This window comes from Pontibacter sp. BAB1700 (genome assembly GCF_000277005.1).
Taxonomy (GTDB): Bacteria; Bacteroidota; Bacteroidia; order Cytophagales; family Hymenobacteraceae; genus Pontibacter; species Pontibacter lucknowensis.
Window position 1 is genome coordinate 1 of the sequence record NZ_AKIS01000124.1, and the last position, 13577, is coordinate 13577.

The following is a 13577-nucleotide window of genomic DNA, read 5'->3' on the forward strand; positions in this document are numbered from 1 at the left end:
CCAGAAGTTTTACAACTTAGGAGATACCTACACTAATCCCGGTCATACAGCTATTACAACTGGTATTAAACAGGAACTGGAGAATTCTGGTCGGGACCTACCAAACTCACCATCAATCTTTCAGCTTTGGCTTGAGAAAACAAAAAATGACTCGACTAAAGCCTGGATTATTGCCAGTAAAGGAAAACTCGCTCTCCTGGCGAATACAAATGACTTAGACTACAATAATAAATATGTGCCGTCACTCAATTGTGGGAGCGATGGTCTAGGGAAAGTTTCAGGCGTGATACATTAACATTCGATGTTGCGAAATCTATACTGGAGACTCATCGACCGAATTTAGTCCTTATCAATTTGCTTGAACCAGATGTGCAAGGGCATTTGAATAACTGGCCTAAGTACCTGAAGGGAATAACTGCATCAGACAGGTATGTCTGGCAGTTATGGAATTTTATTCAGCAAGACAGCCACTACAAGGATAAAACGGCTCTTTTGATCACGAATGATCATGGACGTCACCCTGACGGCCACCTGGACAGTTTTGTCTCGCATGGCGATGGATGTGAAAGCTGCCGCCGTATTAGTTTACTTGCCCTTGGTCCCGACTTCAAAAAAGGGAAGAAAATAACAGATGTTTATGAACAAGTAGATATACCAACCACAGTGGCTGAACTAATGGGATTCTCTATACCTAATACGCAAGGGAGAGTATTCAAAGAAGCTTTCAGGTGAGCTGCTATTCAGAGCTCCTAAGCGGCTTGCTTCTTCTTTCCCTCCTTCTTGCTCTTCTTGCTCATAATAGATTTGATTGCATCCTCCTCAGAAGTCACGATTGCTTTTGAGTTTGCACTACCCTCTACAAGGATTTGATTAAGCTGCAGGATTAGGTCATCAATTCTTGAATCCTTTTTTATCAATACAATGTAGTCCGCGGCAGTTAACAAGTTTTCGTCTTTCTGCTTTTCGTAAGAGACTAAGTTTGTTTTATCGCAGTATGTTGAAAGCATTGTTGAAATAATAGACTCGTTTTCCTGATTCGTAGCGTAAGACAAAGCCAGGTGATAGTATCTCGGACTTTGTGCGCTCTTGCTTCCACTACTTTTGATCAGAATTGCTATCACCATCCCGATCACAAAAGTGGCGACAATAGCTGTTACACCTAAATTGGCTCCCGCCGCCATACCTACAGCCAGGGCGAAAAAGATGAAAATGATATCTTGGGTATCTCTTACCGCCGTTCTAAATCGAATGATAGACATGGCGCCTACCAGTCCAAATGCTCTCGCTATGTTGTTACCAATAAGAAGAATGACAACAGATGTTATGATTGGCAAAATTACAAGTGAGTTAACGAAGGTTGTCGGGTAAGCTGGCCCATCGTAAGTGATTCGGTATACCCAGGAGATGATGAGCCCGCAGATAATGGCCACCATTAAATTGCTCAACAAGTCAAAGATGGTGAGAGGGAATAGCTCCAGGTACTGAAAGTCTGTTATCATGTTGCTCCCTCCTGTGGGAGCGGGAGTAGAAGTTGGAAACATAAGGGCGAAATTTAAATATTATTAACTACTCAGATTATTAACTACTCAGAACCTGTAATAGCATTCGACTGAGATACTCCAAAAGAGTAACTTCATCACATACCACCTTGCAACTGAGGAACATGCCTGAATGAACGTTGTCAGCTTTTTCCAGTAATTCCGCCTTTGCAAAAACAAGTTGGCGGCTGCTCATATACTCTACTTTGTTACTGATGTCAACTATTTGGCCCTCCATCGGGGTAGATCCTGCAGGATATGTTACAAACACTTTGGAGAAAGAGGAAACATAGGGTTTGTTTGAAAGCTTCACTGGAAAATGCAGTATATAACTTGTCGTATCCTCAACCGAAATTACCTCTTCGTAGCTAACGTTAAAGTCTGCTTTACCTGCTATAGGCGAAAAAAGTGTGTGGCTGGCCTTTTGCCGCTGGATCATGTCCAGTTCTTTCTTGCTTGAGGCAATCCGAGAAAGTGTATAAGAAATTTGTTCTTTTTTGGCTCCAGTGCTGGCGCTAGCCAGTGCATTTTCTGCAATTTTCACCTGTACAAGCGACTGTTTATACATCCCCTCTGCTAATTCAAACTCTGCACGTGCCACAGCATTTTCCTTGAATAGCGTGCTGGCGCGCTCATAATTCAGAGAGTCGAGTGCAAGCTGCTGCTGCGCCGATGAAAGTTCCTCTCTGGCGCGGTCTATATCAGCCTGCTTTAAGCCGGTCATATCTACCTGTAGCATTGCCGTCAGTTCAGAGAGCTGGCTCTGTGCGAGGTTTAGTCGTTCATCGATAAGGCAGAATGTAACACAGCGACAGAATCGCCTGCCTGAAGAAAAGTAGAAGATGCTGTGTTAGGAATAATAGAAAGGCTAGCCACATCTCCATTATCAATTTTGTAACTTTTATAGCTACTAATGCCGCCTTCTCTATGATTATAAAGTGTGCTGATGAGGCTACCGTCAGTATCACGGGTTAAAACCCATTTTTGAGCAGGATAAATCTTAGCGGTAACAGCAAATGAATAAGGGACTTTACTAAATAGGAGAATAACAGCTAAAATAACGACCCCCAACCCTGCAATTAATAACTTTAACTTCATATCTCCTCAATCCAGCAAATTAATAACTATTCGCCAGATATAATTAAAGATGGATACTGAACGAAATATATTGGAATACCAAAGTTAAGAAATTGTTATTAAAACGGTACAATTTAATCTATGGCATAGTCAGTATTTTTTAGGGCAATTAGCTGAATAAATAAAAGAAAACCAGACTTTATGTATTATGGAAGTGATTGGACTAATACAAATTTCCGTTAGAATTAAACTGAATCTATTAAACCGCTACAACTAACTGAGTAGTCATTACGCTAAAGTACCTACTTAACCTCCCCATCTGAAGAGCTAATTCCAACTAATGAGGACTTTTTATATTAAGCCAACTTTGGCAGAAAGCATCTGATCTTTAACAACGCCAGTATACAATTTTTGCTATTCGTTTTGCTTTTATGCCCCATACTGTTGTCTGCCTGTAAACATTAACGCTGAATTACGTTAGATAGGCAGATAAATTTGATAACATACTCTGCATGAAAAGCTACTACCTGCACGTTTTATCACTCACGTGCATTATTCTATTTTCTTCGGGTTGTGCCCGCAAGAATTTCTTCGCTAAAACACCCGTTGTTGACCAGGACCGCTATCAGCAGCTGAAGGTTGCTTCCCCTGCTGATGTAGACAGTGTAACCGTGATGGCTGGCCAGCATTACAAGCGAACAGGATTTCACAATTTCTTTTGGGGCAAGCATTATCGCAACGTTTGGGCCACTCCCGTTACTGTAAAGGTGTTTGATATGAAAACAGCCAAGGGCGGGCTCTCCATCGAAAAGCTCGGGGGAGGTATGCAGACCACCAGCCTTACCTTGATAGATGACAATGGCTTTACCTACGCCCTGCGTTCACTGGATAAAGACCCAGCCGGTATACTGCCCAAGTTCTGGCGTAATACCTTCGTCGCTGACGTACTCCGCGACCAGACCTCAGCCATCAACCCCTATGCCGCTATCGTGCTGCCCACCATGGCAGAGGCGGCAGGTATAGCACACTCCAAGCCCGAATTGGTTTATGTGCTCCCCAACGACACTACTTTCGGCGAGTACAGTGACCGGTTTCAGGATGGCGTGTTTATGATCGAGGAGAAATATGACAGCGACCGCACGATTACACCCATGCTTGGTGATGCGACTGATATTGCCGGCTCCAAAAAGATGCTGAGAAAGCGGTTCGGAGATGATGATCACTTTATCGATCAGCGCGAATTTGCCCGTGCCCGCCTTTTCGACCTGTTCATCAACGACTGGGACCGCCACGCAGGCCAGTGGGAATGGGCCGTTTATGACGATGGCAATAACAAACACTACCGGGCTATTCCGAAAGACCGTGACAACGCCTTCTTTAAGTTTGATGACGGTGTCATCACCTGGTTGTTTAGCCGCAAGTGGGCCATACGTAAGTTCGAGTCCTTCGACCCAAAGTATAAGGATGTGTATGCCCTGATGATGAATGCTACGTTCATCGACAACCGTGGTCTAAATGAACTTACTCTACAGGACTACCAGGACCTGGCTGCTGAGCTGCAGACCGCATTAACGGATGAGGTAATCGAAAGGGCAATCAGGCAGTTCCCGCCTCGGGTATACGCACAGATCGGAGAGCAAACCATCCGCACCCTGAAGAGTCGTCGCGACCTGTTACCCCAGGCTGCGCGGGAGTTTTACATGCACCTTGCCAAAGATCCGCTTGTGGTAGGCACTGACAAGGAGGAACGCTTTGAAGTAGAGCGCCTGAACGACGAAGAAACATCTGTAAAAGTGATACGCTTGTCAGACGACAAGCAGGTATACCACCGAATATTCAAGCGCAGCGAAACAAAGCAGATCACCCTGTACGGTCTGGCTGAGGATGATGAGTTTGAGGTGAGTGGCGAAGTGAAAAAGGGCATCCGCGTAGTGATTGTAGGAGGCCGCGGTGAAGATGAAATAAAAGATAAGTCGCGGGTGAACAGCTGGCGCCGGAAAACAATTGTGTATGACACTAAGCGCGGCAACGAAATAGAATTTGGACCTGAGACTGTACAGACAAAACCACCCGCGATGTGAGAGTACACGCCTTTGACAGGGAAGGGAACAAATAAGTAAACCAGTACCACCAGCCCACGAACCTACCAGCACCCATGCGCCCCTCCTACTACCGATTACCATTCCTGATCAGCCTATTACCGGCGATGCTTGTGAGTAGCTGCATCGGCAACAAGTATACCCATAGCCTGCAGCAGGTTTCACCCCCGCCTCAATCAATAGCAGATATACCTGACTACAGTGACAGTACCGTGACAGTAGCTGTGGGCGAACACTACGGTCGCAGCCGCCTGCACACGTTCTTCTATGGCAAGCATTACCGCCCTGCCTGGACTACTCCCGTCTCTTTCCGGGTGCTCGACCTGGGCACTGAAAAGGGTGGCCTGACACCAACACAGCAAGGCGGTAGCAGACAGACCATGAACCTTCGCCTCAAAAATCCGGTGGGTAAAGAATACGTGCTCCGTTCTGTTGACAAAGACCCCGCCACTGCCCTGCCCGAAAGGTGGCAGCAAAGCTATGCTGCCAACATCATACGTGATGCCACTTCGGCTACGCACCCTTATGCCGCTCTCGTGCTGCCACCCATGGCCGAGGCCATCGGCATACACCACACAAAGCCAGAGCTAGTCTACATACCGCACGACCCCAGGCTAGATGAGTACCTGGAAAACTTCGGTGGCATGGTCGCCCTGCTTGAGATCAGGCCTGATGATGATCTCTCAGATGAGCCAGGTATGGGAAGCTCTGAGAATATCAAAAGCACCAGGGCCATGCTCAAAGACCGCTTTTTTGAAAACAACAGCGACATAGACGCACGTTACTACCTGCGGGCCCGCCTCTTCGACATGCTGATCGGTGACTGGAGCCGACACGAAGACAACTGGCGCTGGGCGCAGTATAAGCAGGATGGCGTAAAAGTATACCAGGCCGTACCCCGTGACCGTGACAATGTGTTTTATAAGCTCAATGATGCGATCATCCCCTGGCTCTTCATGCGCACTGGCCTTAAGAAGCACTTTCAGACTTACAGCAATAACCTGACAAACCTGGATGACCTGAACAGAAGCGGGCGTAACCTGGATGAAACCATACTCGCCGGCCTCACTTACCAGGACTGGACGGAAGTAGCCGACAGCGTCAGTAGTGCACTAACAGATGAGGTGATCGAGCAGTCTTTCCGGCAAATGCCTGACACCATTTACCAACTCACGGCTTCTCCCATCATGAACCAACTAAAATCACGGCGTGACAAGCTGAGCAAATCAGTTCAAAAGTATTACAAGAGCTTACTGAGAGAGGCCGTTGTGGTCGGGTCTGACAAGCACGAGCGCTTTGAAGTAGAGGTGCTGTCAGCAAACGAAGTGCGGGTACAGGTATACAAGATTAAGAAAGACGGCGAAGAGCGAAGACAACTCTTTGACCGGGTATTTCAGGCCAAGGACACGAAAGAGATACACCTGTATGGCCTCAACGGCAATGACGAGTTTGTAGTGAAGGGTGAAGTGCGGCCTAAGATAAAAATCAGGATATGGGGCGGCGCAGGGGAAGACAGCTATACCGTAAAAGGAAGCAAGCCCATGGCCCGTCGCATTAGGATAGAAGACACGGAATACCGCAACACTTATGACCTGAGCAAAGGTACCCGCCAAAAAACGGAGCAAAATCCTGCCGCTAATCAGTTTGACGCAGAGGGTTGGCTATTGCGCTATTACCTTGACTAGCGGACAACCGGGCACAAAAAAAGGAGCCGGCTATACCTAGCCGGCTCCTTTTTTTGTGTCTTGTAGATTAATCTTCTTTACCTGTTTTGTTTTGGGCTCCCTGGCCTCCGCCGCCACTGCCACTTCGGCTACCTGTACGGTTATCTTTGTCTTTGGCTCCCCAGGCTCCCTGGCCCTGCTGCTGGCTGGCCGTGGCCTTTGTGCCATCCGTGCCCAGGTCTACAGCTCCTTTGTGGTTTGCCTCATTTGAAAACTCGTCTGGCATTGGCTGCGAGTTCGCGTTACTGTCAGGTTTCTGTCTGTTCTGGTTATCTTTGTTATTAGCCATATCTCTTCTATTTTTCTTCAACTCAGGTCCGTAACTCTTACGGACGTCTCCCTTGTAGGTACGGTCGGCCGCAAGGGTGGGTTGTCGAAGAAGAGGGCTACAGCTGCTTGTTCAATACCGTAGCAGATGCCTGTGCAGCCGGCAAGATCAGCACTTCAGCGATGTTCACATGGGCAGGGCGCGTCACCATAAAGGTGATCAGGTCAGCAATATCATCTGCACGAAGCGGCTCATAGCCCTGGTATACACCGGCAGCACGTTCTCTGTCGCCTTTGAAGCGCACCTCCGAGAACTCCGTCTCTACCAGGCCCGGGTTCACTTCCGATACTTTTATACCTTCCTGTATCAGGTCAATGCGCATTCCTTTGGAGATGGCGTCTACCGCAAACTTGGAGGCGCAGTATACATTGCCATTGGCATACACCTCTTTGCCGGCAATAGAACCAATGTTGATGATGTGGCCCTTCTTGCGGTTGAGCATCAGTGGAAGCACAGCGTGTGTTACGTAGAGCAGTCCTTTCACATTGATATCAAGCATGGCGTCCCAGTCGGCTATGTTGCCGCTCTGCACCGGCGCCAGGCCGTGGGCATTGCCAGCGTTGTTCACCAGCACGTCTATACCTTTCCAGTCGGCAGGCAGACTACTGATAGCCTCTTGCACGGCCTCACGATCACGCACATCAAAAGCTAGGGTATAAACGGGTACTTCCATGATCTGCTCTTTTAGCTCTTGCAGGCGCTCTGTTCTGCGACCAGTCGCGATGATGTGGTAGCCTGCTTTGGCCAGAGCAAATGCCGTAGCGCGGCCTATACCTGATGTAGCTCCTGTTACAAGTGCAATACGTGCCATGTTATTCGAAGTGGAAGATTAAGGAAACGTTTCGAGTAGTCATTCTGTCTATAAGCGGACTGTACTCTCCACCAGCAGTACTTTTCTGGTCCATGAGTCCGTGAGAGTAGCGCAGCTCAGGTGCAAACTTGAAGAATGGATAAAAGATATCCAGCCCCACGCCATACTCAATAGATAAGTCATTACGGTTAACCTGAAGCAGGTTACCATTCTGGGTATGGGTCGTATTCCCAAGCATACGGCTGGCTTTTACACCACCCACCATGTACATCCTGAAATTGCCACGACGTTTCGCTCTGTATTTGAGCAACAAGGGCAGCTCGATCACTGGTGAGGCAAACGTAGTGTTATCGAAGTTTCCGCCTTCTTCGCCTTCCACGTTTCTTTCAAAATCGATGCTGCGGCCATAGAAGCCCACACCAGGCACGAAACGGGCATCCAGGTACTCAAACAGGCGCACGTTCAACACCAGGCCAGGATAGAAGCCCAGGCTGTTCATCGTGTTTACTTTCGTGCCGTTCGTAATCTGATCCACATAAGCCTGCGAGTGCTCAATGTAATACTTCGAATAAGACATACCCAGGTAAAATCCGTAATGTATGCGCTTTTCGTCATAGCCAGGTTTGTTTTCGCCCATTACTTTCTGGTTCTGAGCCTGTACCTGCGTGGTACCTGCCATCAAAACAAAAAGAAGTACCGCAAAACTTATTTTTTGCCGGTGTAGATGGAGCTGATGCCAAATGTGAGTGAATGCCATTTTGTTTGTTTAAAGCCAACTTCTTCAAAGATACTCAGGAATTCCCTGCCGTCCGGGAAAGCCTGCACCGACTCGGGCAGGTAGGTATAGGCGGCACGGTCCTTAGAAACGAATTTACCTACCATCGGTAGTATATTCTTAAAATAAAATTGATACAGCTGTTTCATCGGGAAACTCTGCGGCTTGGAGAACTCCAGCACCACGGCTGTACCGCCCGGCTTGAGCACACGTCGCATCTCTGACAGGCCCTGCTTCAGGTTTTCGAAGTTACGCACCCCAAATGCTACCGTGATTGCATCGAAGCTATTGTCCTCAAACGGCAGGTTCTCGGAGTCGCCATAACGCAGCTCGATCTTATTTGTCAACCCCTTGCGCTTCAGCTTTTCGCGTCCCACGGCCAGCATCCCTTCCGAAATGTCAACTCCTGTTATTTTATCAGGATTGAGGCTCAGCGCTTCGATCGCAAAGTCAGCTGTGCCAGTGGCTATGTCCAGCATTTGCTTCGGCTTCTCGGCTTTGAGCAGGCTCACTGCCTTTTTGCGCCAAACGATGTCGATGCCAGCACTCAGGAAGTGGTTCAGAAAATCGTATTTGCCCGCAATGTTGTCAAACATCTGCGCAACCTGCGATTTCTTGTCGTTATTCTGGTCTTTGTAGGGTACTACCGCCATGGGTTATGCTTATGTAATAAAAGAACAAAAATACTGTACCTGTAACTATTATGCACAGTATATGTTCCATTATTATAAAAAAACAGGCTGAGCGTGTGCCCAGCCTGTTTTTTATTTATTCAGCATGATCGCTCAGGTTAGTTTACAGGCACTTCCTGCTGTGTATCCTGGCGCTGGATGATTCTGAACTCGGTTCTTCTGTTCAGCTGCATGTTAGCAGAAGAGTTGTTTGGCGCTGTAGGACGGCGCTCGCCGTAGCTTACTGTTACCAGTCTGCGTGGAGAAATGCCCTGCTGCACCAGGTAATCGAAGGCAGCGTTGGCACGGTTTTCACCGAGAGTCATGTTATATTGTTCACTTGCACGTGAGTCAGTATGACCTTCGATGCTTACGTTCACATTAGGGTTGGCTTTCATGAAGGCTGCCACGGCATCCAGCTCACGAATAGACTCAGCACGCAGTTCGTACTTGTCGGTGTCGTAGTAGATGTTCTTGAACTCCATGCTAGCAGCCTTGTCTGTAGATGTGCCTCTATCTGCCAACGTAGGTGCTGAAGTTACACGCGTAGTGTCATCACCGAAGTCGATGTAGAAGTTCTGCTCGATCGTAGTCGTATCGTTCAGCACCATTGGCATTTCGAAAGACTCTGTCGTTAATACTTCACCATCTTTAGTGATCTCTACCTGATACGTACGACCAGAGAGAACACGCAGGTCGTACAGACCATCTTCCTGCTTGGTTACATCACGGTAAGAGATCGGACGCTTGTCAGCCTGCTGACCGTTGAACACAAGCTCCAGGCCAGGTATAGCCAGGCTGTCGTTAGAAGCATACACACGACCCGTCACACGGGCAGCACGGATGTAGTTGATGGTGTAGATATCTTTTTCGCCGTAACCACCGATGCGGTAAGAAGACAGGTAAGCATAGCTTCCGTCCGGGCTCAGGCGATAGTATGTGTCATCGTCTGGTGTGTTTACCGGGTAGCCCAGGTTCTCAGGACGGGCAAAACGCTTCGCAACTGAGTCATAACGGGCCACGAAGATGTCATAGCCACCCATGGAGTTGTGACCGCGTGAAGCGAAGTATAGCGAGCCGTCAGCAGCCATATACGGGCTGTCGTCGTCAAACTTGGTGTTGATAGCGGCACCTACGCTGCGTGGCTTGCCCCACTCACCGTTGCGCTGACGCTGCGACACGTAAATGTCCAGGTCACCGTCTTCAGAGTAATGGCTGGTTGAGAAATACAGGCGCTGGTTGTCTGGTGTAATGAAAGCATCAGACTCAAAGTCGGCTGTGTTGATGTTAGAACCAATGCTCTTGGCATCGCCCCATGAACCATCCGCCTGACGCTCCGAGTACATGATATCACCGTTGTTCACAGAACGATACAGCAGCATTTTGGTATCGTTGTCGAACAGCTGGATAGATGCGTCGTGGCCTGAGCTCTTCAGGTTACCAGCGATAGAGCGTGGTTGCTCCCACTCGTCACCCTGGATACGGCGTGTTTCGTAGATATCCTCAAAATACTCACCATCAGAAGCTTTGGAGCCACTCTGGTTGTTACCGGCACTGCGTGAAGTGAAAAGCAGGTAATTGTCGTCAGAAGAGATCACCGGGCTGTGCTCAGAAAACTCAGAGTTCACCACCCCACCCAGGTTCTTCACAAAGATGTCTTTCGGGTTAGCAACCTCTTTCTGTGCGTTGCGGCTCTGCTGGATCAGCATGGCCACTTCCTCACGACGCCAGTCATCACGCTTACGAATATTCGGGATATACGCCTGGTAATGCTTGATGGCATCGTCGAAACGGTAGTTGATGTGGTTGATACGGCCCAGCCAGTATTCAATATCACGATCAACGTTAGGCTTTACAGACTGTGCTTTGTTGATGTATTCTGCTGCTTTCTCCTTATCGAAAGTCATGTAGCTGATACCCGCAAAGTAGAGGGCTTCAGCGTTGTTTGGATCATTGGCCAGCACTTGCTCATAATATGGCAGGGCAGCGCGGTAGTTTTCACGGTCAAAAAATTTGTTTCCAGTCCGTACCAGCTTTCTGTTGCTCTGGGCATCTACTGTGTAAGCACTCACACAGGTAACCGCCAGCGCTAATGAAAGCCGTGAAAATAATTTGGCTAAATTATTCATGCTGTAAAGGGTTTGTTATACTTATTGATTGTATGGAAATATGTGTTAATCTTTTCTTGAAAAACGTAGTAAAGGTCTCTCCGCCCAATTGATCTGGAATACCGGCGGTTTACTTCCTTTATTCTATTGTGTTATTTTCTTTCCTTCCCACATCCCAACAACTTCCCCCTTACGCTACTATCGCTATAATAGATACACTAATATCTATTTTTATATACTGACACAGTAACCCAATTCAAGAACAGAGAGCAAATATATTAAAATATACATATAAACTATATAGCTTTCTTGATTATTTATTAAAACGATTTTAGTTTTCATCTAACTTAGATACCCTCTCCCCATCTGTGAAGCCCGCGCTACAGGCTGACTCAAATTAAGTTTGCCAAAATAATAGTAATTTTGACAAATAAGCTATGTGCTCATATCCCGGGCACTCCGCACATCGTAAATTATAATTGCCACATCAGCAAGTCAACTATAGGCTTGGTGACTTAAGCTAGCAACTGCATGGTTATCAAAGAAGCAAAATTTTTAATAAGTAATACCCGGGTTGACTTATGCCCGGAACCGAACAAACCGGAGTATGCCTTTATCGGCCGCTCCAATGTGGGTAAGTCCTCACTCATCAACATGCTTACCGAGCAGAAAGGGCTGGCCAAGACCTCCCAGTCTCCGGGCAAAACACAGCTCATAAACCATTTCCTGATCAATGACCAGTGGTACCTGGTCGATTTGCCAGGCTACGGCTATGCCAAAGTGAGCAAGGAGTCGCGGGAGCAATGGCGAAAGATGATCAACTACTACATGCAGAAGCGGGAAAACCTTACCTGTGTGTTTGTGCTTATAGACTCGCGTCATGAGCCCATGAAGGTTGACCTCGACTTTATGCAACATCTGGGCGAACTCGGCGTTCCTTTTGTGATCGTGTTCACCAAAACCGACAAGCAGTCAGCCACCAAGACCGACTCAACCATAGCCGCGTATGCCCGTAAGATGCAGGAAACCTGGGATGAACTTCCCCGCATGTTCAAAACCTCTGCTGAAAAAAGAACAGGTCGCGAAGAGATCCTTCAATTTATAGAAGAGGTAAACGCACAGGTGCAATACTAATTGCCACAGGGTATGCGGTTTGGGGGAAGACTTGCCAGGTGTGCACCAACTCAAACTTAAATTCTTTACCCTTATGAAAAGTAGAATCTCAATTTTGTTTCTTTTATTTGCCTTTATGACCTTTGCCGCTTCTGCTCAATCAGCCGACACGGCAACGGAGAAGGAAGTATGGATGCCGTCCAAGTCTATACCTGTGGCGGAGTACTACAAAGGTGGCCAGGAGGCCATGTATAAGTTCATCGACAAGCAGATACAGTACCCGGCGTTGGCCCGCAAAAATCGGGTGCAGGGCGAGTGCATCATCGGCTTCACGCTGAATGAAGACGGCTCCACCTCAGGCTTCAGAGTGCTGAAAAATGCAGGCGCAGGCACCGGAGAGGAAGCCATGCGCATTGCCAAGATGCTGAAATTCAAGGCACCCGGCCCGGCTTCGCATGGTGGCCAGTGTGCCCATAATGTTTAAACTATAACCAACAGTTTTTATACCTGATTATGCCTATTGATTTAAGACAAGTTGCAGCCATTGCCGGCATGAGCGGACTTTACCGCATCGTAAAGCCAACACGCAATGGCGTAATCGTAGAGAGCCTTTCTGACAAGCCTACCCGCATGGTAGCCCAGGCGCGTCACCGCATGTCGCTGCTGGACGAAATCTCGATCTACACCAACGACGAGGAAGCAACCGTGCCCCTGGCTGATGTGATGGACCGCATCCACCAGAAATACAACGGGGAGCTGCCTTTCGGCGACAAGCCTTCTGACGAGGAGTTGAAGAGCTTTATGTCGGACGTACTGCCTGACTATGACGAAGACCGCGTGTATGTATCTGATATGAAAAAGCTCGCGGCCTGGTATAGCATTGTGAACCAGCACATTGGTTTTACAGCAGACGGAGAATCTGCCTCAGCCGAAAGCGGCGAAGAAGCTGAAACAGAAGAAAAGGCTGAATCAAAGGCAAAGAAAACCAAGAAGTAAAATCCTAGCCATAGAAAAGCCCTCCGGACAGGAGGGCTTTTTTTTATCGCTATACCTTACGCTTACAGCTATGACTTACTCTCCTGCCCTACTTGCAAGTGCCGCACGACAGCTGCAACGGGTGTTTGAATCAGAGCACCGGCTGCCTTCCCAGGAAAACGACTTAATACAGGAGGTGTCCCGCATGGTGCTATACCTGCTCCGGCATAACCTGAACCAACTCCTGCATATACTTTACCGCATCGATGTGGAGGAACGTAAAGTAAAACAGGCTATGCTCGCGGCCTCCGAAGATGAAGTAGCCGAAAACATAGCCCGTTTGATTGTGGAGCGGGAG

General features: G+C 47.9%; 15 protein-coding genes and 1 pseudogene. 8 read left to right on the top strand and 8 right to left on the bottom strand.

The genetic code is table 11. The features are described 5' to 3' along the window. Both O71_RS25760 and O71_RS21895 read left to right on the top strand, forming a co-directional pair. Nucleotides 1-295 (top strand): annotated as a pseudogene (locus O71_RS25760) (sulfatase); the annotation flags it as partial. Next, nucleotides 250-732, top strand: a complete 483-nt coding sequence (locus O71_RS21895) for an alkaline phosphatase family protein (RefSeq protein WP_071530884.1) — start codon at nucleotides 250-252, stop codon at nucleotides 730-732. The pseudogene O71_RS25760 and the gene O71_RS21895, both read left to right, overlap by 46 nt. Nucleotides 733-749: 17 nt before the next feature. Here the strand turns inward: O71_RS21895 and O71_RS21900 are convergent, their stop codons facing one another. From O71_RS21900 to O71_RS23965, 3 genes are all read right to left on the bottom strand, one after another. Then, complete coding sequence (locus O71_RS21900) at nucleotides 750-1499, bottom strand: DUF4956 domain-containing protein (protein ID WP_192811689.1); 750 nt, start codon at nucleotides 1497-1499, stop codon at nucleotides 750-752. A gap of 79 nt (nucleotides 1500-1578) precedes the next feature. Further along, nucleotides 1579-2277 carry a hypothetical protein gene (locus O71_RS14825; protein ID WP_007658247.1) on the bottom strand — a complete coding sequence of 233 codons (699 nt, stop codon included), beginning with the start codon at nucleotides 2275-2277 and terminating at the stop codon, nucleotides 1579-1581. A 35-nt stretch (nucleotides 2278-2312) separates the two neighbouring features. Further along, nucleotides 2313-2636, bottom strand: coding sequence for a hypothetical protein (locus tag O71_RS23965; protein ID WP_007658248.1), 324 nt, complete (start codon nucleotides 2634-2636; stop codon nucleotides 2313-2315). Between the two features lie 491 nt (nucleotides 2637-3127). Between O71_RS23965 and O71_RS14835 the strand changes: the two genes are divergently transcribed. Then, on the top strand, nucleotides 3128-4696 hold the full coding sequence (locus tag O71_RS14835; RefSeq protein ID WP_007658251.1) for a hypothetical protein: 1569 nt from the start codon (nucleotides 3128-3130) through the stop codon (nucleotides 4694-4696). A gap of 74 nt (nucleotides 4697-4770) precedes the next feature. Further along, nucleotides 4771-6399, top strand: a complete 1629-nt coding sequence (locus tag O71_RS14840; protein ID WP_155800929.1) for a hypothetical protein — start codon at nucleotides 4771-4773, stop codon at nucleotides 6397-6399. Between the two features lie 67 nt (nucleotides 6400-6466). Here O71_RS14840 and O71_RS14845 read toward each other — a convergent pair whose 3' ends face one another. From O71_RS14845 to O71_RS14865, 5 genes are all read right to left on the bottom strand, one after another. Continuing rightward, nucleotides 6467-6727 (bottom strand): hypothetical protein, encoded by a 261-nt coding sequence (locus O71_RS14845; RefSeq protein ID WP_007658254.1) that lies wholly within the window; start codon nucleotides 6725-6727, stop codon nucleotides 6467-6469. A gap of 97 nt (nucleotides 6728-6824) precedes the next feature. Further along, nucleotides 6825-7577, bottom strand: a complete 753-nt coding sequence (locus tag O71_RS14850) for an SDR family NAD(P)-dependent oxidoreductase (RefSeq protein ID WP_007658256.1) — start codon at nucleotides 7575-7577, stop codon at nucleotides 6825-6827. A gap of 1 nt (nucleotide 7578) precedes the next feature. Beyond that, the gene (locus O71_RS14855; protein WP_234986258.1) at nucleotides 7579-8256 is read right to left on the bottom strand and encodes a porin family protein; all 678 of its coding nucleotides are present in this window, start codon (nucleotides 8254-8256) and stop codon (nucleotides 7579-7581) included. Nucleotides 8257-8282: 26 nt separating this feature from the next. Then, nucleotides 8283-9005 (bottom strand): bifunctional demethylmenaquinone methyltransferase/2-methoxy-6-polyprenyl-1,4-benzoquinol methylase UbiE, encoded by a 723-nt coding sequence (ubiE, locus tag O71_RS14860; RefSeq protein ID WP_007658259.1) that lies wholly within the window; start codon nucleotides 9003-9005, stop codon nucleotides 8283-8285. A gap of 137 nt (nucleotides 9006-9142) precedes the next feature. Further along, entirely contained in the window at nucleotides 9143-11152 is a 2010-nt protein-coding gene (locus O71_RS14865; protein WP_051017777.1) for an OmpA family protein, read from the bottom strand. Nucleotides 11153-11662: 510 nt separating this feature from the next. Here O71_RS14865 and yihA point away from each other — a divergent pair. From yihA to O71_RS14885, 4 genes are all read left to right on the top strand, one after another. Then, nucleotides 11663-12265: a ribosome biogenesis GTP-binding protein YihA/YsxC gene (gene yihA / locus O71_RS14870; RefSeq protein ID WP_007658261.1), complete on the top strand. Its 603-nt coding sequence runs from the start codon at nucleotides 11663-11665 to the stop codon at nucleotides 12263-12265. 73 nt (nucleotides 12266-12338) lie between these two features. Further along, complete coding sequence (locus O71_RS14875) at nucleotides 12339-12728, top strand: energy transducer TonB (protein ID WP_237717860.1); 390 nt, start codon at nucleotides 12339-12341, stop codon at nucleotides 12726-12728. Nucleotides 12729-12757: 29 nt separating this feature from the next. Further along, nucleotides 12758-13240 (top strand): DUF5606 domain-containing protein, encoded by a 483-nt coding sequence (locus O71_RS14880; RefSeq protein ID WP_007658263.1) that lies wholly within the window; start codon nucleotides 12758-12760, stop codon nucleotides 13238-13240. A gap of 70 nt (nucleotides 13241-13310) precedes the next feature. Further along, nucleotides 13311-13577: hypothetical protein (locus O71_RS14885; RefSeq protein ID WP_007658265.1), on the top strand; the 267-nt coding region annotated here is incomplete at its 3' end.

Excerpts from the sequence above, each read along its gene's own strand:
- O71_RS14880 (WP_007658263.1), top strand. The coding sequence starts at position 12,758 with ATGCCTATTGATTTAAGACAAGTTGCAGCCATTGCCGGCATGAGCGGA.
- O71_RS21900 (WP_192811689.1), bottom strand. The coding sequence starts at position 1,499 with ATGATAACAGACTTTCAGTACCTGGAGCTATTCCCTCTCACCATCTTT.
- O71_RS14875 (WP_237717860.1), top strand. The coding sequence starts at position 12,339 with ATGAAAAGTAGAATCTCAATTTTGTTTCTTTTATTTGCCTTTATGACC.
- O71_RS14845 (WP_007658254.1), bottom strand. The coding sequence starts at position 6,727 with ATGGCTAATAACAAAGATAACCAGAACAGACAGAAACCTGACAGTAAC.
- ubiE (WP_007658259.1), bottom strand. The coding sequence starts at position 9,005 with ATGGCGGTAGTACCCTACAAAGACCAGAATAACGACAAGAAATCGCAG.
- O71_RS14855 (WP_234986258.1), bottom strand. The coding sequence starts at position 8,256 with ATGGCAGGTACCACGCAGGTACAGGCTCAGAACCAGAAAGTAATGGGC.
- O71_RS14850 (WP_007658256.1), bottom strand. The coding sequence starts at position 7,577 with ATGGCACGTATTGCACTTGTAACAGGAGCTACATCAGGTATAGGCCGC.
- O71_RS14840 (WP_155800929.1), top strand. The coding sequence starts at position 4,771 with ATGCGCCCCTCCTACTACCGATTACCATTCCTGATCAGCCTATTACCG.
- O71_RS14835 (WP_007658251.1), top strand. The coding sequence starts at position 3,128 with ATGAAAAGCTACTACCTGCACGTTTTATCACTCACGTGCATTATTCTA.
- O71_RS23965 (WP_007658248.1), bottom strand. The coding sequence starts at position 2,636 with ATGAAGTTAAAGTTATTAATTGCAGGGTTGGGGGTCGTTATTTTAGCT.
- O71_RS14825 (WP_007658247.1), bottom strand. The coding sequence starts at position 2,277 with ATGCTACAGGTAGATATGACCGGCTTAAAGCAGGCTGATATAGACCGC.
- O71_RS14865 (WP_051017777.1), bottom strand. The coding sequence starts at position 11,152 with ATGAATAATTTAGCCAAATTATTTTCACGGCTTTCATTAGCGCTGGCG.
- yihA (WP_007658261.1), top strand. The coding sequence starts at position 11,663 with ATGGTTATCAAAGAAGCAAAATTTTTAATAAGTAATACCCGGGTTGAC.